Source organism: Shinella sp., assembly GCF_049651085.1.
Lineage (GTDB): Bacteria > Pseudomonadota > Alphaproteobacteria > Rhizobiales > Rhizobiaceae > Shinella.
The window spans coordinates 131,797-151,516 of sequence record NZ_JBASBL010000007.1; the positions used below are offsets into that span (position 1 = coordinate 131,797).

General features: G+C 65.8%; 20 protein-coding genes. 12 read left to right on the forward strand and 8 right to left on the reverse strand.

Features of this window, described 5'->3' with window-relative positions; all coding sequences use genetic code 11:
- The first annotated feature begins 3 nt into the window (after positions 1 to 3).
- Positions 4 to 870, forward strand: a complete 867-nt coding sequence (locus WA950_RS03905) for a sigma-70 family RNA polymerase sigma factor (RefSeq protein ID WP_424550369.1) — start codon at positions 4 to 6, stop codon at positions 868 to 870.
- Here the strand turns inward: WA950_RS03905 and WA950_RS03910 are convergent.
- Positions 867 to 1,604, reverse strand: coding sequence for a DUF3750 domain-containing protein (locus tag WA950_RS03910; RefSeq protein WP_424550370.1), 738 nt, complete (start codon positions 1,602 to 1,604; stop codon positions 867 to 869). The genes WA950_RS03905 and WA950_RS03910 overlap by 4 nt on opposite strands.
- Positions 1,605 to 1,685: 81 nt before the next feature.
- Here WA950_RS03910 and WA950_RS03915 point away from each other — a divergent pair, with 81 nt between their 5' ends.
- Both WA950_RS03915 and WA950_RS03920 read left to right on the forward strand, forming a co-directional pair.
- A complete protein-coding gene (locus WA950_RS03915; protein WP_424550371.1) occupies positions 1,686 to 2,693 on the forward strand; it encodes an asparaginase in 1,008 nt (335 codons plus the stop codon).
- Positions 2,694 to 2,807: 114 nt separating this feature from the next.
- Entirely contained in the window at positions 2,808 to 3,203 is a 396-nt protein-coding gene (locus tag WA950_RS03920; protein ID WP_424550372.1) for a VOC family protein, read from the forward strand.
- A 65-nt stretch (positions 3,204 to 3,268) separates the two neighbouring features.
- Here the strand turns inward: WA950_RS03920 and WA950_RS03925 are convergent, their stop codons facing one another.
- The 3 genes from WA950_RS03925 to WA950_RS03935 form a co-directional block, all read right to left on the reverse strand.
- Complete coding sequence (locus tag WA950_RS03925) at positions 3,269 to 4,006, reverse strand: DUF4198 domain-containing protein (protein WP_424550373.1); 738 nt, start codon at positions 4,004 to 4,006, stop codon at positions 3,269 to 3,271.
- 95 nt (positions 4,007 to 4,101) lie between these two features.
- The gene (locus tag WA950_RS03930; protein ID WP_424550374.1) at positions 4,102 to 4,449 is read right to left on the reverse strand and encodes an MmcQ/YjbR family DNA-binding protein; all 348 of its coding nucleotides are present in this window, start codon (positions 4,447 to 4,449) and stop codon (positions 4,102 to 4,104) included.
- 67 nt (positions 4,450 to 4,516) lie between these two features.
- Positions 4,517 to 4,648: a hypothetical protein gene (locus tag WA950_RS03935; protein ID WP_424550375.1), complete on the reverse strand. Its 132-nt coding sequence runs from the start codon at positions 4,646 to 4,648 to the stop codon at positions 4,517 to 4,519.
- Positions 4,649 to 4,823: 175 nt separating this feature from the next.
- Here WA950_RS03935 and WA950_RS03940 point away from each other — a divergent pair, with 175 nt between their 5' ends.
- Entirely contained in the window at positions 4,824 to 5,765 is a 942-nt protein-coding gene (locus WA950_RS03940) for a LysR substrate-binding domain-containing protein (protein WP_424550376.1), read from the forward strand.
- On the opposite strand, the gene WA950_RS03945 is transcribed toward WA950_RS03940, so the two are convergent.
- On the reverse strand, positions 5,725 to 6,384 hold the full coding sequence (locus WA950_RS03945; protein ID WP_424550377.1) for a glutathione S-transferase family protein: 660 nt from the start codon (positions 6,382 to 6,384) through the stop codon (positions 5,725 to 5,727). The two genes, WA950_RS03940 and WA950_RS03945, sit on opposite strands and share 41 nt — an antisense overlap.
- A gap of 251 nt (positions 6,385 to 6,635) precedes the next feature.
- On the opposite strand from WA950_RS03945, the gene WA950_RS03950 reads away from it, so the two are divergent.
- From WA950_RS03950 to WA950_RS03965, 4 genes are all read left to right on the forward strand, one after another.
- On the forward strand, positions 6,636 to 7,019 hold the full coding sequence (locus tag WA950_RS03950) for a hypothetical protein (RefSeq protein WP_424550378.1): 384 nt from the start codon (positions 6,636 to 6,638) through the stop codon (positions 7,017 to 7,019).
- A gap of 69 nt (positions 7,020 to 7,088) precedes the next feature.
- Positions 7,089 to 8,468 (forward strand): PepSY-associated TM helix domain-containing protein, encoded by a 1,380-nt coding sequence (locus tag WA950_RS03955; protein ID WP_424550535.1) that lies wholly within the window; start codon positions 7,089 to 7,091, stop codon positions 8,466 to 8,468.
- 23 nt (positions 8,469 to 8,491) lie between these two features.
- Positions 8,492 to 8,992 (forward strand): copper chaperone PCu(A)C, encoded by a 501-nt coding sequence (locus tag WA950_RS03960; RefSeq protein WP_424550379.1) that lies wholly within the window; start codon positions 8,492 to 8,494, stop codon positions 8,990 to 8,992.
- Between the two features lie 2 nt (positions 8,993 to 8,994).
- A complete protein-coding gene (locus WA950_RS03965; protein ID WP_424550380.1) occupies positions 8,995 to 9,246 on the forward strand; it encodes a hypothetical protein in 252 nt (83 codons plus the stop codon).
- A gap of 134 nt (positions 9,247 to 9,380) precedes the next feature.
- Here the strand turns inward: WA950_RS03965 and WA950_RS03970 are convergent, their stop codons facing one another.
- The gene (locus WA950_RS03970) at positions 9,381 to 10,754 is read right to left on the reverse strand and encodes a TIGR03808 family TAT-translocated repetitive protein (RefSeq protein WP_424550381.1); all 1,374 of its coding nucleotides are present in this window, start codon (positions 10,752 to 10,754) and stop codon (positions 9,381 to 9,383) included.
- Between the two features lie 235 nt (positions 10,755 to 10,989).
- On the opposite strand from WA950_RS03970, the gene WA950_RS03975 reads away from it, so the two are divergent.
- The 4 genes from WA950_RS03975 (at position 10,990) to WA950_RS03990 (ending at position 16,504) form a co-directional block, all read left to right on the forward strand.
- Positions 10,990 to 13,296 carry a putative bifunctional diguanylate cyclase/phosphodiesterase gene (locus WA950_RS03975; protein WP_424550382.1) on the forward strand — a complete coding sequence of 769 codons (2,307 nt, stop codon included), beginning with the start codon at positions 10,990 to 10,992 and terminating at the stop codon, positions 13,294 to 13,296.
- 82 nt (positions 13,297 to 13,378) lie between these two features.
- Positions 13,379 to 13,825, forward strand: a complete 447-nt coding sequence (locus WA950_RS03980; RefSeq protein ID WP_424550383.1) for a MarR family winged helix-turn-helix transcriptional regulator — start codon at positions 13,379 to 13,381, stop codon at positions 13,823 to 13,825.
- A 43-nt stretch (positions 13,826 to 13,868) separates the two neighbouring features.
- Complete coding sequence (locus WA950_RS03985; protein WP_424550384.1) at positions 13,869 to 14,879, forward strand: ligase-associated DNA damage response exonuclease; 1,011 nt, start codon at positions 13,869 to 13,871, stop codon at positions 14,877 to 14,879.
- Positions 14,879 to 16,504 (forward strand): cisplatin damage response ATP-dependent DNA ligase, encoded by a 1,626-nt coding sequence (locus tag WA950_RS03990; protein ID WP_424550385.1) that lies wholly within the window; start codon positions 14,879 to 14,881, stop codon positions 16,502 to 16,504. Before WA950_RS03985 ends, WA950_RS03990 begins: the two co-directional genes overlap by 1 nt.
- Here WA950_RS03990 and WA950_RS03995 read toward each other — a convergent pair.
- Positions 16,501 to 17,460, reverse strand: a complete 960-nt coding sequence (locus WA950_RS03995; RefSeq protein WP_424550386.1) for a glutathione S-transferase family protein — start codon at positions 17,458 to 17,460, stop codon at positions 16,501 to 16,503. The genes WA950_RS03990 and WA950_RS03995 overlap by 4 nt on opposite strands.
- A gap of 93 nt (positions 17,461 to 17,553) precedes the next feature.
- Positions 17,554 to 19,686, reverse strand: coding sequence for a methylmalonyl-CoA mutase (gene scpA / locus WA950_RS04000; protein ID WP_424550387.1), 2,133 nt, complete (start codon positions 19,684 to 19,686; stop codon positions 17,554 to 17,556).
- Positions 19,687 to 19,720 lie beyond the last annotated feature (34 nt).

Sequence of the window (19,720 nt, forward strand, 5' to 3'; positions counted from 1 at the left end):
CCGATGGGTGGAAGAAATATCTGGGCTGACCGTTTCGAGGCCGAGCGCGGACGTCTTCGCGCTGTCGCCTACCGCATGCTGGGCTCGCAGGCGGAGGCGGAGGACGCGGTGCAGGAGGCCTGGCTGCGGCTGGAGCGGGCGGATGGCGACGGCATCGACAATCCCGGCGGCTGGCTCACGACCGTCGTCGGCCGCATCTGCCTCGACATGCTGCGCGCCCGCACGAGGCGGCGCGAAGACCCGATCGACGGCGGGGAGGGCGCGTTGCAGCACGCCGATCCGGCCGCCGGCGCCGACGAGCAGGCGGCGCTTGCCGACACGGTCGGCCTTGCGTTGCTCGTCGTGCTGGAGCGCCTGACGCCGGCCGAACGCCTCGCCTTCGTCCTGCATGACATGTTCGACGTGCCCTTCGAGGAGATCGGCCGCATCGTCGATCGATCGCCGGTCGCCGCGCGCCAGCTTGCCAGCCGCGCCCGCCGCCGGGTGCAGGGCCTGCCGGAAACGCCGTCGGCCGATTACGACCGCCGCAAGGGCGTCGTCGCGGCCTTCCTCGCCGCCTCGCGCGACGGCGATTTCTCCGGCCTGCTCGCCGTGCTCGACCCCGAGGTTTCCTTCCACGCGGATGCCGATGCGATCCGGCTCGGCGCGCTTGCCGAAATCCATGGCGCGGAGGCTGTGGCGACGAACTTCAAGGGCAAGGCGACGGCCGCAAGGCTCGCGCTCATCGACGGTGCCTTCGGCCTTGCGGTCATCCTCGGCGGCCAGCTCCGGATCGTCGTGCGCATGGAACTGGAGGGCGAGCGGATCGTCGGCATCGAATCGATTGCTGACCCGGCCCGCATCGCCGCCTTCGACGTGGAGTATCTCTAGATCCCGATGCGCCCGATCGCCGGTATCTTGATCGCCGGCCGTGCGAAATCCACGCCGGCGACGAGGCCCATGATGTGCAGTTCGATCCCGGAGCGCAGGCCGGCCGAAATGCCGAGAAGGCCGTAGAGCGTCGCATGCACGTCCCTGCCGTCGGGATCGACCGCGAAGAGCTTGCCCTCCGGCAGGTAGTCGCGGCCCACCGCATCCGGCGGCAGTACGACGCCGAGTTCCGGCACGGAGCGCAGCACATGGGCGACGAAGGTGTTGGAGTTCGGTCCCGGCCAGATGCGGTAGCCACCGGGCCTGGAATAGGGATAGGCGGCGATGGCCGCTTCGATCTTGGGGATCAGCCGTGTGGCTTCATCGCCGCTGACGCTCACCACCACGCGCGGCGTGTTGGAGTACCAGTAGGCATCCGGCGCATAGCCGTTCTTGCGCACCGGCGTACCCCAGCCGACCTTGTCGTAGCGGTTGTAGGTCCTTGCGTTCGCCTCCTTGGTGACGATCCAGGCATGGCTTGCCACCGCGCCCTTCATGCCGCCCGTCGCGGCGGAGAAGATGTGGATCGTCGCCTGCGGCGTCTCTTCCGCATTCGGCAGGACGCCGGCGGATTTCCAGTTCGCGTCGCGCCACGTCTGCGGCCGGTCCTTGATGTACCAGTAGCCCGCAGAGGCGAGCACCGGCATCAGATAGATCACCAGAAAGAGGACGAGGACGTTCCTCAGCATTTTCATGGACGGCTCCGAAAGCGAGTGTGCACCGGCGTGGTTTTCGGGTAATACCGCACCCGAAACCGGAAATTTGAGGGCATGATCATGGCAAACCCCGTCCTTGTTGAAGTCACGCGCGGCAATCTCGTCGAAAGCCGTCATCGCGGCATGGTTGTCGCGGTCGATGGCGATGGCAAGGTGGTGTTTTCGCAGGGCGATATCGAGGCAGGCGTGTTCCCGCGCTCGGCCTGCAAGGCCATGCAGGGCCTGCCACTGGTCGAAAGCGGCGCGGCGGACGCCTATGGCTTCGGCAACAGAGAACTGGCGCTCGCCTGTTCTTCCCATAGTGGCGAGCCGGAGCATGCGCGTCTTGCCGGCGCCATGCTTGCCGCGGCCGGCGTCGATGAGAGCGTCCTGGAATGCGGCGCGCACTGGTCCTTCGATCAGCCGGTGCTGATCGATCAGGTCCGCAGCCTCGACCACCCGACCGCCCTTCACAACAATTGCTCCGGCAAGCATGCCGGCTTCGTCTGCGCCGCCTGCCACACCGGCAAGGACCTCAAGGGCTATGTGCGCTATGAGCATCCCGTGCAGGCGGAAATCCGCGGCGTCATGGAAAGCCTGACGGGCGCCGCGCTCGCCGCCGACAATTGCGGCGTCGACGGCTGCTCGATCCCCACCTATGCCATGCCGCTGAAGAGCCTGGCGCACGGTTTTGCCAGAATGGCGACCGGCACCGGCCTTGCCCCCGTGCGCGCGAAGGCCGCGCGCCGTCTGGTCGAAGCCTGCATGGCCGAGCCCTTCTACGTGGCCGGCACCAAGCGCGCCTGCACGCGCCTGATGAAAACCGCTCCGGGCCGCATCTTCGCCAAGACCGGCGCCGAGGGCGTCTTCTGCGCCGCCATCCCGGAAAAGGGCATTGCGATCGCGCTGAAATGCGAAGACGGCACCACCCGCGCCGCCGAAAGCATGGTCGCCGCCACGCTCGCCCGCTTCTTCAAGGACGAGCCCGACCTCAACGCCGCCCTGATGGCCCAGGCCAACCGCTCCATGTCCAACTGGAACGGCATTCATGTCGGCGACGTCCGCGTCACGGACGCCTTCGCCGCCTGAACTGACGAGCGACACATAATTTTTCGCACGTCTTGTCGGGAAGGGAAGGTCCGTTACGTCCTTGTGGCACGACGGGGTTAAGGCCCCGCGTCAAAACCAACCAGGAGGACTTCCATGCGCATGATCTTCGTCAACCTTCCCGTCAAGGACCTGCCGGCAACCCGCCGCTTCTTCGACGCACTCGGCTTTTCCTTCAACGAGGACTACAGCGACGACACGGCCGCTTGCATGGTGGTGGACGAGAACATCTTCGTCATGCACCTGACGGAGGAAAAGTTCGGCCAGTTCGTGACGGGTGCGGTTGGCGATCCGGAAAAGGCGACGCAGGTGCTGACCTGCCTGTCGGCCTCGAGCCGCCAGGAAGTCGACGACGTCAAGGCCAAGGCGCTTGCCGCGGGCGGGCGTGAATGGAAGCCGAACATGGAGTTCGGACCCATGTATGGCTGCTCCTTCCAGGACATCAACGGCAATGTCTGGGAGTTCATGCATATGGACCAGTCGGGCGGCTGATCCGGAACACCCGGATCCGAATGAGCGCCCCTCAGCCGCCCGCAGGCGGCTGAGGGGCTATTGCATCAATCGTCGTGGCTGTGCGCCTCGGCGACGAAGCTCAGTGTCGCGGTGTAGCCGGTCTTGTCGGCCCTGGGGTCGTTTTCCAGCGGCACGCTGTTATCGGCCGCAAGCACGTTGAGCCCGTCATTGCGGATCGTCACCACCACTTCGCCGTCCGCGTCCGTCGGGTCGCTCTTCAGCGATGCCTGGTTCACGTAGTCGAGCGCTACGACCGCGCCGGCGAGCGGCTTGCCATCAAAGAGCACGCGCAGCCGGATCGGATCACCGGCCTTGCGGCCGACCGGATTGTCGAGCGGGACGATCTGCAGGTCCTGCTTCGGAAAGGCGGGCAGGGCGTCGTGTACGTGGATGAGCGAGAGGCTGTTCTTGATGTAATGGCCGGTTTCCTTTGCGTCCTCGACCTTGTCCTTCGGTTCGTTCACCCATTTTCCGTCAGCCTTTTCCGTCCAGTAGCCGTTGTCGAAGGTGAGTGCGATGGCGGCCGGTTCGCCCTCCGGCTTGAGGATCGCGTGTTTCTCGCGTCTGTCGATGGCAAGCGGGCTCGCCGTTCCGTCCTCCGCAATGGCGACGGCCTCGGCGATGCGGGCCGGGTCATAGGCGTCGTCCCCTGCGCCGTGGCCGTAGACGACGCCGAGTTCGCCCCAGCGTTCCGCCACCCATGCGCCATGTGCGCCGGCCATTGCGGGGATGGAAAGGACGAGCGCGAGCGCGCCCGAAACAGCCATGATCTGTCTCAGCATTTTGGTCTCCAGATTCGTAATGTTATTACGTTACTTGATTGGTGTAGCCTTCCGCCCGGAACGCTGTCAAGCGCCGATGAAGAGGAGGGGATGGGTCAGTCGCGCTGCTTGCGGATCTTCGCGGGGGCCTTCGCAGTCCAGGCGTCGACGAGCCGTTGCCGCAGCTGCGCATCATCGATCGCGGCGGCGCGCACGAGAAGAGCGGGCCAGCTCCGGTAGTGATCCGTCTCGTAATAGATCTCGGGCGCCATCTCGATCAGGCGCTCCTTCTCGTCCAGTGGGGCCATCAGCACCAGCGTGCCGGCATCCTTGATGCGAACGAAGAGCTTGCCGCCGACTTTCAGCGCCGGCGTGCCGTAGGACGTGCCCGTCTCGACGCCCGGCAGGCCGTGCGCGAGGCGCTGGAGCCGCGCCAGCAGCGGCGCATCGTCATTGTCCGGCATGCGAAGATCCTCCCCGGTGGAGCTTACACCGGGGAGGGCGGGACTTCGAGGGAGGATCAGGGGAGGATCAGGCTGGACGGCAGGTGCGCGGCCGGGTCTCGGCAGCGCAATTCAGCGGGCGGAAGAGGCCGAAGGGCAGGTCGCCGAGCGAACGGGAATCCATCGTCCTGATATCGGGATGGGACAGCGGGTCGCGCATCCAGACGGGGGCTTCCGCAGCCTCTGCCTCGGCTTTGAGAGCGTCGGCAACTCTGGAGAAAATCTTGAAGATTGCCTTCTCCTTTCAGTTCGTTACCATTGGGTATGCTCGATAATCGCGCCAAAAGGCCAGAACGGCAATCGAGTAGTTCAAGATGAGGCTATAGGAAATCTATATGCGAAACCTCAATCGCGTTCATCTCAACGGCTTGCGGGCGCTGGAGGCGGTGGGGCGGCTCGGCTCGCTGCAGGCCGCCGCCGAGGAACTGGGCGTGACGGTCGGCGCGGTCAGCCAGCAGGTCATCAAGGCGGAGGAGCAGCTTGGCCGGGCGATCTTCGAGCGCACCGCGCGGGGCCTGCGCGAGACGACATTCGGCGCGCCGTTCCTCGCCCGGCTATCCACCGCCTTTCGCCAGCTTTCCGAGGCCGTCGCGACCACCCGGCGTCGCGACGACGCGATCCTGACGATCTCCGTCGCGCCGATCTTCGCCTCCCGCTGGCTGATCCACCGCATCGACCGGTTCAGCGCGGCCCATCCGGATATCAGCCTGCGCATCGAGGCGACGATGACGCTGGTCGATGTGGCGCGTTCGGATGTCGATCTCGGCATTCGCGTCGGGCCGGGCGGCTGGCCGGATGTGGCGGCGGAGTTCCTGATCCCGCAGGTCGTGTTTCCGGTCTGCGCGCCGGCGCTGGCCGAAAGGATCAGGACACCGCAGGATCTCGCCGCCCAGCCGGCGGTGGTCGACGGCAACGATGCCTTCACCTGGGAGCGCTGGCTGAAGGCGGCGGGCTTCGACGTGCCCGCGCCGAAGACGCGCCACGTCTTTTCCGATGCCTCGCTGTGCCTCGATGCGGCGCTGTCGGGGCAGGGCGTGCTGCTCGGCTATCCGGTGCTCGCCTCCTGGGCGCTGAAGGAAGGGCGGCTCGTCGCGCCGTTCCCGATCCGGGTGGAAACCGGCATGGGCTACTATTTCGTGGTGGCCCCGGGCATGCCGGAGCCGCGAAAGGTCACGGTCTTCAAGCGCTGGCTGCGCGCCGCCCTCGCCGAGGACGAGGACGGCTTTGCCGGCGCCGTCATTCCGGCTCGGTCTGCCGCACTGCCATCATCGCCTTGAAGGCGGCGCGCGACTGGCAGGCCGCGAGCCAGGCCTTGACGTTCGGCGCTTCGTCGAACAGCTGCGGCTGGCCCATCGCGTAGCGGAACACTTCCGCAAGGTTGAGGTCCGCCACGGTAAAGCGGTCGCCGACGACATGGCCGGTCGCGGCAAGATGCGCGTCGAGCCGCCTGAAGCACTTCTTCAGCGCCTTGGCCGCGCCGCGGATGGCAAGGCGTCCCTGTTCGCTCTCGGCGGCATTGGCATCCAGCGTCAGGATGATCCGCACGGCATGCGGCTCCACTTCGGTGGCCGCCCACATCGTCCATTGCAGCATTTCGGCCTCTTCCGTCACCGTCTGGCCGGAAAGCGTGCCGCCATGCTTGCGCACGAGATAGAGGTTGATGGCCAGCGATTCCGTCATCACGAAGCCGCCGTCGTCGATGCAGGGAATGAGGCCGGTCGGGTTGACCGCGAGGAAATCCGGCGACTGGGTGTTGAGCGGAGCGTCGGCCGCCAGCGGATCATCGAGGCGGCGGGCCTGCAACACCGGAACGGAGGCGAAGGGCAGGCCAAGCTCGCCGGCGAGCCAGTAGTTGCGGGACGCGCGGGAACGGTAGACGCCGTAGATGGTGAGCATGGATCCTCCTTGGACGACCCGCTATGGCGCGGGCTTGTGTCAACAGGCAGCTGCGGCGATTTCGGCGCTGGAAGGAAGGCGAAACGGTCGAGCGGCGCCGTCACCATAGGCTGCGGCCCGGTTCGGCGGTAGGGTGCGCGCCTGATCGATCCATCAATTGTCGTGATGGGGCGCACCCTTTGTCGCATTGACCTTCCGCCGGCATGGGTCTAATCGCGAATTGTCCCGCGCATCGCGGACGAGGACGGACGATGACACGACGTATGACACGCTGGGCCGCCTGCCTGCGCATTCTCTGCGCGGTCGCCCTGCTGTCTGTCGGCTTCGCCCACCAGCCGGCCTTCGCCGGCCAGCCGGATGCCTACGAGCTGGCCCAGTATGTCCTGCCGGACGGCACGATGCCGGACCTCTGCCTCAACGACATGGTCGATGGCAAGGTCGGGCATGTCATGCCGGTCAAGTGCGAGGCCTGCCGGATCGGCAGCGCCATGCTGATGCCGCAGCCGGCCGATCTTGCCGGCGCGGTGCTCGCCTTCCGTCAGGTCGCCGCCCTCCCGCTTGTCGAAGAGGCGCTGCATTCCAGGCGTGAGCGCCCCGGCGCGCCGCCGCGCGCGCCACCCCTCCTGTCCGCCTGATCTTTCGCCCGCACGCGGCAAGCCGTGTTGCGCCTGAACTTCAGCTGACGGGACGTCTTCATGTCCGTAATCTCCGATGCGCCGGCCATTGCCGCCGGCGAACCCTCGGCGCTAGCACAGCGCCTCTACCGCGCCATCTGGCGCTGGCATTTCTTCGCCGGCCTCCTGGCCGTTCCCTTCATGATCAGCCTCGCTCTCACCGGCGGGCTCTACCTGTTCAACGACGAAATCGACGCCAGCCTCTTCCGCTACCGCAACTATGTCGCGGCCAGCGGCCCGGAACTGCCACCATCGGCCATCGCCGAAAAGGCCGTCGCCGCGGTGCCGGGCTCCACGCTCGCCTCCTACCGCACGCCCGCCGATGCGGGCCGGTCGGCGCGGGTCGCGGTCTCCACGCAGGCCGGCAAGGTGCTCGTCTTCGTGGATCCCTACAGCGGCGCCGTGCTCGACACGGTCGGCGCGAACGAGGAATTCAACCAGGTCGTCGAGGACCTGCACAGCCTCGATTATTTCGGCACCTCCTGGGAGCGCATTGTCGAGGTCGTCGCGGGCTTTGCCATCGTGCTCGTCCTCACCGGCATATATTTGTGGTGGCCGCGCAGCCAGAGCGGCGGCGTCCTCAGCGTGCGCGGCACACCGGCCCGGCGCGTCTTCTGGCGTGATCTCCATGCCGTCACCGGCATCTTCGCCGGCGTCGTCATCCTGTTTCTCGCCTTCAGCGGCCTGCTCTGGTCCGGCTTCTGGGGCGCGAAGGTCAACGCCACGCTGACGGCGAACGGCATGGGCTATCCTGCCCAGCTCTGGGACAGGGTTCCGCAATCCATGCTGATCACCACCGATGTCCTGTCCAAGCCCTCCTGGCTGATGGAAAATGCGCCGGTGCCGCAATCCGCGCTGCCGGGCGAGGGGCAGATGGCGTTGCCGCCGATCGGCCTCGACAATGCGGTGAGCATCGCCAGCGCCGCCGGCATGCTGCCCGGCTACGAGATATCGCCGCCCGCGGGCGCAACGGGCGTCTACACGGCGGCGATCTATCCGGCCGACCTGCAATTCGAACGCACCATCCATATCGACCAGTATTCCGGCGAGCGCCTCGTCGATATCGCCTATGGCGATTATCCGGCGACCGGCAAGGCCATCGAATGGAGCATCAACCTGCACAAGGGGCAGGAATGGGGACTGTTCAACCAGCTCCTGATGCTCTCTGCCTGCCTCGCCGTCATCGCGATGAGCGTATCGGGCGTCGTCATGTGGTGGAAGCGCCGGCCGAAGGGGCGCATCGGCGTACCGCCGGGCCCGCGGGATGCGCGCATCTATGCCGGCCTCTGGGGCATCGCGCTCGTCTTCGGTCTGCTCTTCCCTCTGACCGGCCTCACCATTCTCGCCATGATCGTCCTCGATCAAGTCGTCATCCGCTTCGTGCCGCCGCTGCGGCGCATCTTCTCCTGATCAGAAACCGGAAAGGAACCTCCATGAAACGCATTCTCGCAACCGTCGTCGCGCTGGCGCTTTCGGCCTCCGCCGCCTTCGCCCATGACTTCACGCTCGGCAATCTCGAAATCCACCACCCGGCCTCCAAGGCGACGCTGCCCGGCCAGCCCGTCGGCGGCGGCTTCATGACCATCACCAACAAGGGAGCCGAGGCGGACCGGCTCGTTTCCATCACGGCAGCGGATGTCTCCGATGACGTGCAGATGCACGAAATGGCCGTCGAGAACGACGTGATGAAGATGCGCCAGCTGCCTGACGGCATCGAGATCCCGGCAGGCGCCAAGGTGGAGCTGAAGTCCGGCGGCCTGCACGTCATGTTCATGAAGATCAAGCACCCCTTCAAGGAAGGCGAGAAGTTCAAGGCGACGCTGACCTTCGAGAAGGCCGGCAAGATCGACGTCGACTTCAAGATCGAGGCGGCAAAGCCCGGTGCGGCGCATGGTGAGGGCGCTTCCGGGAACCACGAGGGCCATCAGCAGTGAGCATGTCGACGAAACGGGAAGCAGCGGCCAGGCGGCCGCTGCTTCTCAGGCTTCTCTTTGCCGTTCCGGTGATCGGCTGGATGCTGAAGGAAGCCGTCGGAGGGTCCGAAACCGCCAAGACGCTGTTCGTGATCAACTGCGTGCTGATCTGGATATTGGCGATCGTCTTCTTTGGCTATCCCGCCATCATCCTGCCGGCGCTTGTCCTCGTGCCGACTGTCTTTGTCCTGCTGATCCTGATTACCAAGGGGTGATCCTGATTGCCCAGGGGTAGTCCTGACTGCCTGGGGATGAGAAGCGGATGAGGGGGCAAGCGCAATGCTACCCCCTCATCCGCCCATTGCGCCTCCCCGTTCGGGCAGAAGAGGAGACGCTTGCCGGGACGGGCTCAGCCCGTCCGGTTCCGTTCGATCGTCAGGTGCGCAGGCGCCGCGCTGCCGTCTGGGGCAAGCTCGCCTGTCGTGCGCTCTTTCCAGCGGTAGCCGGCGATCGCAGCCTCGGGGGTGTCCTCGAAGATATTGCCGGAGATCAGCGCCGATCCGGCATTTTCCACCACCGTCACCGCGCAGCCGACCGGGCTCGAGCGTACCAGATTGCCGGAGACGACGAGGCCGCGCATGTAAGGTCCCCAGCCGAGCACCAGCCCCCATTTCGGGGCGTTCTCGATGGTGTTGCCGGAGACGACCGTATCGGCCTCCACCGCGATACCGAAGCCGAAGCCCGCGCCGTCATGCACATAGGGGCCTTCGAGCCTGAGATTGCGCACGACATTGCCGCTGACCGTGGCAAGCCTTCCTCCCTCGTCGAAGTTGACGATGAGGATGCCGTTGGCAGCCCCGTCGATCAGGTTGCCGTTGACGATGGCGCCGGTGAAGCCGAATTCGGAATAGATCGCCGTCTCACCGCTCTCGAGGCAGGTATTGCCGGTGATCTGCACGTTCGAGCCGGCATTGGCGCGGATGGCGGAGAAGGCGCAGCCGGAAATGTGGTTGTTGGTAATCATCACGTCGTCGGCGCGGAAGATGTTGATGCCGTTGCCATATTGCCCCGTGCCGCCATTGGTGGCGGCGATGCGGGCGATGCGGTTGCCCGAGACCATCGTGCCGTCGCGGCCCTTCTGCCAGCGATGGATGAGGATGCCGCCGTTGCCGCAGTCGAAGACGTGGTTGCCGGTGACGGAGAGGTCCCGGCTCTCGACGGCGTAGAGGGCATGTTCGGCAGCGCCCGAAAGCCGGTTGCGCTCGATGCGCCCGCCGGAACGCTCCAGGCTGATCGCGGTTTTCGAGGAGCCCTGGATTTCGCAGTTCTCGATGATGACATTGGCGACATTGCGCAGATGGACGAGGCCCTGCACCGTGTCGTCCAGCCAGCGGTTCGCGCCGTCGATGACGAGATTGGCAAGTTCGATCCGGTTCGCCCCGTCGGCGGCGAAGAGGTGGCCGTCGCCGCCATAGACGATGCGTGTCGCGCCCGGCACGCCGGTGAGCCGCGTGTTGTCGGGCAGGGCGATGTTGGAAATCACATAGTCGCCGGGCGGCAGGAAGACCGGCGTGTTCTTGGCGGCGGCATCCTTCAGGAGCCTGGCAAAGGCCTTGCTCTTGCGGTCGCTTGCGCCGGGGCGCACGCCATGCTCGGAGGCATCGATGCTGCCCCGCAGATCGACATCGACGATCGGCAGCCGCTGCGTGCGGGCCGCTGCCGTACCGGCGATACCCGCTGCACCGAAACCGAGGCCTGAGAGAAATAACCGTCTGGTAACCATGGAATCTCCTTGCCAGGTCTCGTAGCAGGAAGCGTGCCAGATAATTCTGTGCCGAAACGGAGCACGTCCGGTTTGCTCCTCCAGGTTGTTTAAGCTGTCCGGAAATCGCTCGTTCAGCTGCATTTCGTCGGTTTTTTTCAGGGTTGGCTAACGAGTCCGGGTGTATTTTCAGGCGTTCCGGAAAGAGGAGCGGCCGGCAGGGTCCTTCCTTTCGTCAGGAAATTGCAGGGGCCCCATGTCGACGAAACCGTCCCACCTTGGCAATGAGGACACCGACGCAACAGAGCGCCTGATGTCCGCCAGCCAGCGCCTCATCGACGAGGCGGCGCGGCTTTTTCCGCTGGCGCTGGCACAGACCGACCGCACGATCTGGCTCGAAGCCATGATCGACGAAGTACCGGACTACCTCTATTTCAAGGACCGGAACGGCCGCTTCGTCGTCGCCAACCGCGCCATCGTCAATGACAACCGGCGCGAAGGGCTCGACGGTCTCGAAGGCCTTTCCGATTTCGACATCCACCCCGAGCCGCTTGCTCGCGGTTTCTTCAATACCGAACAGGAGATCATCCAGACCGGCCGTGCCATGCTCGACATGGAGGAGTTGATCCGCGATTCCAGCGGCCGGCTCAAATGGCTGCTCAGTTCCAAGCTGCCGGTGCGCAACGGCGCGGGCGAGGTGATCGGTATTGTCGGCATCGCCCGCGACATCACCGAGCGAAAGCGCGCCGAGAGCCTGCATCTAGGCCAGGCGCACCTGCTCAAGATGATCGCGGTCGGCGCGCCGCTGCTGGAGATATTCTCCTCGCTCATTCTCTTGATCGAAGCGCATGTGGAGGGTGTCACCGGCTCGATCCTCGTGCTTGGGCCGGATGGCAAGCGCATTGTCCACGGAGCCGCGCCGAACCTCGATCCCGCCTTCTGCAAGATGATCGAGGGGGCTGAAATCGGCCCGGTCGCCGGCTCCTGCGGCACGGCCATGTGGCGCGGCGAGCCGGTCATCGTCTGCGATATCGAGACCGATCCGCTCTGGGCGGATTTCAGGTCGCTGGTTGCGCCATACGGTTTTCGCGCCTGCTGGTCCTCGCCGATCCGTTCCTATCAGGGAAAGGTGCTGGGCACCTTCGCGCTTTATTCGCGCAAGTCCGGCGCACCCACGGCCGAATGTATGAAGCTCGTCGGTATGGCGACGCACATCGCCGGCATCGCCATCGAGCGCAAGGCGGCGGAAGACAGCATCCAGTTCATGGCCCACCATGATACGCTGACGGGCCTTCCCAACCGCAGCGTGCTGGAGGAACGCGTGACCTCGGCCATCAAGGCGGCGGACAAACGCGGCAGCACCACGACGCTTGCCTTCCTCGATCTCGACAATTTCAAGCTGGTCAATGACAGCCTCGGCCATCATGCGGGCGACGAGCTTCTGAAGATCGTTGCCGGGCGGATGCTGGGCTGCATACGCGCCAGCGACACCATCGTACGCCTCGGCGGCGATGAATTCGTCGTGCTGATCAACGGCGCGATGCGCAAGGGCGAGAGCGTGGAGGACCGGCTGCGCGCCGTACGAGACGCGATTGCCGAACCGGTGGAAATCGAGGGCCGTTCCTTCCAGATCACCTGTTCCATGGGGGTTGCCGCCTATCCAGAGCATGGCCGCAACGCCACCGAGCTGCTGGCGCGCGCCGATGCCGCCATGTACCGGGCCAAGGAGATCGGCCGGGACGCCATGCAGGTGTTCACTGCGGAACTTGCCAACCGCGCGCATGAGAAGCTGGAGCGGCAGGAAGAACTGCGCCGCGCGCTCGCGCAGGACGAACTCTTCCTGCAATACCAGCCGCAGATGGACCTTGCGACCGGCCGCATCTTCGCCGTCGAAGCGCTGATCCGCTGGCGGCATCCCGAACGCGGCCTCATGTCGCCGGGCGATTTCATCCCGTTGGCCGAGGAGACGGGCCTGATCGGTCCCATCGGCGACTGGACCCTGCATGCCGCCTGCCGGCAGAACAAGGCCTGGCAGGTATCCGGCCTGCCGCCTGTCGTCGTCAGCGTCAACGTGTCCGCCCGGCAGTTCCAGGAGAAGGACTGGGTGGAGCGCGTTGCAGCGGCGCTGGAGCAAAGCGGGCTGGAGGCGCGCTATCTCGAGCTGGAGCTCACCGAAAGCATGATCATGCAGGATGTGCAGCAGGCGGTGGAAACCATGCACCGGCTGTCACAACTCGGCGTGCACCTTGCCATCGATGATTTCGGCACGGGCTATTCCAGCCTTTCCTCGCTGAAGCGGTTTCCGGTCGGACGGCTCAAGATCGACCGCTCCTTCGTGCAGGACCTGCCGAGCAACAGCGACGACGCGGCGATCGCCCGCGCCATCATCTCGCTCGCCCGCACCCTCCAGCTGCGCGTGATCGCGGAAGGGGTGGAAACCCGCGAGCAGATCGATTTCTTGCGCGAAGCCGGTTGCGACGAGATCCAGGGCTTCTATCTCAGCCGTCCCATCGACGCCCGCGCCCTTCAGGCGATCCTCTGCATTCCCGATCACCAGCCCTGATTCTGCTGCCGTTTCGAGCCAGCGCGCGCCATTTACGCATGCGCCACTTGACATTGTTATGTTGATATCAACAGTAGGTAATATGTCGGACGATGCCCTGATTCCTTACGAAGCAACGCTGTTCGTGCGAGACCATTGCCTTTGCCTGCATGCGCAGCGCGCTGCGCGGGCGCTTGCCCGCCGTTTCGACGATGCGCTTCGCCCGATCGGCCTCACCAACGGCCAGTTTTCGCTGCTGATGGCGCTGAACCGCCCGCAGCCGCCGCCGATGGGGCCGGTCGCCGCCGTGCTTGCCATGGACCGCACGACGCTGACGGCGGCGCTGAAGCCGCTGGAGCGCCGCGGCCTCGTCATCGTCGAGCCTGATCCGCGCGACCGGCGCGGCAGGCTGCTGCGCCTGACTGAGGCCGGTCGCCGGCTCCTGACGGAGGCTTTCCCGATCTGGAAGGACACGCATGCGAAGGTAGATGCGCAGCTCTCCGCCGTCGACATGGCCGCACTTCGCGCCGGCATGCTGGCGATTGCCTGAGCGGCCACTGGCAGAGCGGGCGAAAGCCGCTATCTTTCCTGCCATGAAGCCCGATCAGCTCCTCCATCCGGCCCCCGCCGGCCTCTATTGCCCCGCCGGTGATTTCTACATCGATCCCGTCCGCCCCGTGGCGCGGGCGCTGATAACGCACGGCCATTCCGACCACGCACGCGCCGGCCACGGCGCGGTGCTGGCGACGCGCGAGACGCTGGACATCATGGAAATCCGCTACGGCGCGGATTTCTGCGGGTCCAGGCAGGCGGCCGCCTTCGGCGAGCGCATCGATCTGGGCGGCGTCACCGTGTCCTTCCATCCCGCCGGTCATGTGCTCGGTTCGGCGCAGATCGCGGTTGCGAAGGATGGGCTCACCATCGTTGCCTCCGGCGACTACAAGCGTGGTGCCGACCCGACCTGCGCGTCCTATGAGCCGGTGCCCTGCGACGTCTTCATCACCGAGGCGACCTTCGGCCTGCCGGTCTTCCACCATCCCGAGCCGAGGGCTGAGATGGGCAAGCTCCTCACCTCGCTCAGGCAGTTCCCCGAGCGCAGCCACCTCGTCGGGGCCTATTCGCTCGGCAAGTCCCAGCGCGTCATACGGCTGCTGCGTGATTGCGGCTATGACGCGCCGATCTACATCCACGGTTCGCTCGCCCGGCTCTGCGACTACTATGTCAGCCGTGGCATCGATCTCGGCGACCTGCGACCCGCCACGCTGGACAAGGGCGACACGACCGATTTTCGCGGCGCCGTCATCGTCGGTCCGCCATCGGCCTTCGCCGACCGCTGGGCGCGGCGCTTCAACGAACCGCTCATCGCGTTTGCCTCCGGCTGGATGATGGTGCGCCAGCGGGCGAAACAGGGCGGCGTCGAGCTGCCGCTCGTCATCTCCGACCATTGTGACTGGCCTGAACTGACCCAAACGATCCGCGAGCTTGCGCCGGGCGAGGTCTGGGTGACGCATGGCCGCGAGGAGGCGCTAGTGCGCTGGTGCGAGCTTGCCGGTATCACCGCAAGGCCGCTGCATCTGATCGGCTATGAGGACGAGGGGGACTGATGCGCGCCTTCGCAACCCTCCTCGACCGCCTGGTCCTCACCCCCTCGCGCAACGGCAAGCTGAAGCTGCTGGCCGACTATTTCCGTGATACGCCCGATCCCGACCGCGGCTACGGCCTTGCCGCCATTGCCGGCACGCTGGACCTGAAGAGCGTCAAGCCGGCGCTGCTGCGCGAGCTTGTGCTGGAGCGCATGGACGAGGTGCTGTTCCGCTATTCCTACGATTATGTGGGCGACCTTGCGGAAACCATTGCGCTGGTCTGGGACCAGGAGCGCAGGGAGCGCGTGGCGGACGAGGACCAGCCGCGGCTCGGCGCGGTCGTTGCCCGCATGAACGCGCTCGGCCGCACCGAGGTGCGCGGCGCGGTGCGCGACCTCCTCGACCGGCTCGATCCTTCCGCCCGCTTCGCCTTCCTGAAGCTGGCGACTGGGGGCCTGCGCATCGGCGTCTCGGCGCGGCTTGCCAAGCAGGCGCTGGCCGATTTCTCCGGCAGGGACATCACCGAGATCGAGACGCTCTGGCATGGCCTGACGCCGCCCTATCAGCCGCTCTTCGCCTGGCTGGAGGGCACGGCCGAACGCCCGGTGCTGGCGACGCCCGCCATCTTCCATTCCGTCATGCTCGCCAATCCGGTGGGCGAGGGCGACCTCGACAATCTCGACCCCGCCGATTTCGCCGCCGAATGGAAATGGGACGGCATTCGTGTGCAAATGTCGTCTGCCGGCACGACGCGCCGCCTCTATTCCCGCTCCGGCGACGACATTTCCGCAGCCTTCCCGGACGTGCTGGACGCGATCAGTTTTGCAGGCGTGGTGGATGGCGAGCTGCTGGTCGGCGGCACGGCGCGCACCAACAGCCCGACGCGTACCTTTTCCGATCTCCAGCAACGCCTCAACCGCAAGACCGTCAATGCGAAGATGCTGGAGGACTATCCCGCCTTCGTGCGCGCCTATGACGTGCTGTTCGACGGCGAGGAGGACGTGCGCCATGAAACCTTCTCAGTCCGCCGCACCCGCCTTGCCAGCATCATCGAAAAGGCGCCGCACGATCGCTTCGACCTCTCGCCGCTGGTGCCCTTCGAAAGTTGGGATGAGCTGGAAACGATCCGCCGCGAGCCGCCCGATCCGGTCATCGAGGGGGTGATGATCAAACGGCTCGACAGCCCCTATCAGGCCGGCCGCCTGAAGGGGCCGTGGTTCAAGTGGAAGCGCGATCCGTACAATGTGGATGCGGTGATGATGTATGCCCAGCGCGGCCACGGCAAGCGCTCGAGCTATTATTCCGACTTCACCTTCGGCGTCTGGACGGAAGGCGAGGGCGGCGACGTGCTGGTGCCTGTCGGAAAGGCCTATTTCGGCTTCACCGACGCCGAACTCGAAGTGCTCGACCGCTTCGTGCGCAACAACACGACCGAGCGCTTCGGCCCGGTGCGCGCCGTGCGCGCCGAGCCCGGCCACGGCTTCGTGCTGGAAGTCGCCTTCGAGGGCATCAATCGCTCCACCCGCCACAAATCCGGCGTCGCCATGCGCTTCCCCCGCATCGCGCGCCTGCGGCAGGACAAGCTGCCCGCCGATGCCGACCGGCTGGAGACGCTGATGGCGTTGGTGGAGGCGAAGGAGGGTTAGAGCCCCAGCGCCGAAAGGTCCGGCCCCAGCGGCACGATGCGGTTGGGGTTGAGCGCCTTGATCGAATAATAGCCGTGCTTGATGTGGTCGATGTTGACCGTGTCGCGCACGCCGGGAAGGTCCAGCACGCGCTTCGTGTAGGCCGTGAGCGCCGGGTAATCGGCAAGGCGCTGGCGGTTGCACTTGAAGAGGCCGTAATAGGCGGCGTCGAAGCGGATGAGGGTGACGAAGAGGCGGATGTCGGCCTCGGTGAGGGTTTTTCCCGTCAGGAACGGCCCGCCGTCGGCAAGGCGCGATTCCAGTTCGTCGAGCATGGCGAAGACGCCCTGATAGGCTTCCTCATAGGCGACCTGCGTGGTGGCGAAGCCGGCGCGGTAGACGCCGTTGTTGAGCGCGGGATAGATGCGTTCGTTCAGCGCGTCGATCTCCTCGCGCAGCGCCTCCGGGTAGAAGTCGACGCTCTCGTCGGCCAGCGCGCCGAAGCCGGTGTTCAGCATGCGCACGATATCGGCGGACTCGTTGTTGACGATGGTCTTGCGGTCCTTGTCCCACAGCACCGGCACGGTGGCGCGGCCTGTAAAGGTCGGCTCGGCGCGGGAATAGAGTTCGTGCAGGTAGGTCGCGCCGTTGAGGTCGTCACGGTCGGACCCCGGATAGTCGCCGAAATGCCAGCCCTGATCCGACAAGGCGGGTTCGACGACGGAGACCGAAATCACATCCGAGAGCTTCTTCAGCTTGCGGGCGATCAGCGTGCGCGAGGCCCAGGGGCAGATCAGCGCGACATAGAGGTGGTAGCGGCCGCTGGCGGCGGCAAAGCCGCCTTCGCCCGTCGGGCCGGCGCTGCCGTCCGGCGTCACCCAGTTGCGGAAGCTCGAGACCTGCCGCACGAAGCCGCCCTTGGTGTCTGTCGCCTGAACCGGCTGCCAGTCTTCCGTCCATTTGCCGTTGACGAGCATCGCGTCACCTCACATCGGTTGATCCTGCTACCGGCGTATCGCGCGCGCGCGAAAACGGCAATTGCCCGGCCGAGAGACACAGCGTTCACCAAATCACGCCATCAGCCGGTCGATCAGTGCGGAAGCCGCATCCGCGATCACCGTGCCGGGCGGGAATATAGCGTCGGCGCCGGCCTTTTCCAGTTCGGCAAAATCCTGCGGCGGGATGACGCCGCCGACGGCGATCAGCATGTCGCGCGCGCCGCGCTTGACCAGCGCCGCCTTCAGTTCCGGCACGAGCGTCAGATGCCCGGCGGCGAGCGACGAGGCTCCGACGATATGCGCGCCCTCGCGGATCGCCAGCTCCGCCACTTCCTCCGGCGTCTGGAACATGGCGCCGACGATGACGTTGAAGCCGAGATCGGCAAAGGCGGTGGCGATGACCTTCTGGCCGCGGTCGTGGCCGTCCTGTCCCATCTTGGCGACGAGGATCGAGGGCTTTTCCCGCTTCAGCTTCTCGAAGGCGGCGACCTTGTCGATCGCCGTGTTGAAGGCCCGGTCGTTGGCGCCCATCTCCTTGCGATAGACGCCGGAAATGGTGCGGATTTCCGCGACATGCCGGCCGAACGCCTTTTCCAGCGCGAGCGCGATCTCGCCCACTGTCGCGCGGGCGCGGGCCGCCTTCACCGCGAATTCGAGCAGGTTGCCGTCGCCGCTTCTCGCAATGTCGGTGAGCTTGTCGAGCGCGCTTTCGGCCGCGCCTGTGTCGCGCGTGCCCTTCAACTGCTGGAGCTTGGCCAGCTGGCGGGCACGCACCTCGGAATTGTCGACCTTCAGCACATCCACCTCGATGTCGCGCTCCGGCCGCGAGAAGTTGACGCCGACGACGGTCTGCTGGCCCGAATCGATGCGCGCCTGCGTGCGTGCGGCCGCTTCCTCGATGCGCAGCTTCGGAATGCCCTTCTCGATGGCCTTCGCCATGCCGCCGAGCGCCTCCACCTCCTCGATATGGGACAGCGCGCGGGCGGCCAGGTCGTGCGTCAGCCGCTCGACATAGGCCGAGCCGCCCCAGGGGTCGATGATGCGCGTCGTGCCGCTTTCCTTCTGCAGCAGGATTTGCGTGTTGCGGGCGATGCGGGCGGAATGGTCGGTCGGCAGCGCCAGGGCCTCGTCGAAGGAATTGGTGTGCAGCGACTGGGTATGGCCCTGCGTCGCGGCCATCGCCTCCACCATGGTGCGCATGACGTTGTTCATCGGGTCCTGCGCCGTCAGCGACCAGCCGGAGGTCTGGCAATGGGTGCGTAGCGCGAGCGAGCGGGCGTCCTTCGGCGCAAAATTCCGCTTCATCAGCGCGGCCCAGATGAGGCGGGCGGCCCGCATCTTGGCGACTTCCATGAAGAAGTTCATGCCGATCGCCCAGAAGAAGGAAAGCCTTGGGGCAAAGGTGTCGATATCGAGCCCGGCGGCAACGCCGGCGCGGGCATATTCGATGCCGTCGGCGATGGTGTAGGCCAGCTCCAGGTCCGCCGTCGCCCCGGCTTCCTGCATGTGGTAGCCGGAGATCGAGATGGAGTTGAACTTCGGCATGCGCCGGCTGGTATAGCTGAAGATGTCAGAGATGATCCGCATCGAGGGCTGCGGCGGGTAGATATAGGTGTTGCGGACCATGAACTCCTTGAGGATGTCGTTCTGGATGGTTCCGGACAGCTTGTCCTCCGAGACGCCCTGCTCCTCGGCCGCGACGATGAACAGCGCCATGATGGGCAGCACCGCGCCGTTCATGGTCATGGACACGCTCATCTGATCGAGCGGAATGCCGTCGAAGAGCTGGCGCATGTCGAGGATGGAATCGATGGCGACGCCCGCCATGCCGACATCGCCGGCAACGCGCGGATGGTCGCTGTCATAGCCGCGATGGGTGGCAAGGTCGAAGGCGACGGAAAGGCCCTTCTGCCCGGCCGCAAGGTTGCGGCGGTAGAAGGCGTTCGATTCCTCGGCCGTCGAGAAGCCGGCATATTGCCGGATCGTCCAGGGCTGCTGGACATACATGGTCGGGTAGGGGCCGCGCAGATAGGGGGCGGCGCCCGGCCAGGTGTCGAGATAGGGAAGGCGGGCAAGGTCGGCCTCGCCATAGGCACCGCTGACCGCAATGCCCTCCGGCGTCAGCCACGGCGCCTCGCCGGTGGCGGCGGCAGGCGCTGCGGCCTTCGTCCAGGGAAGGGTGGAGAAATCGGGAATCCGGCTCATGCGGCGGCTCCTGCAATGCGATGGTGCTGACGGG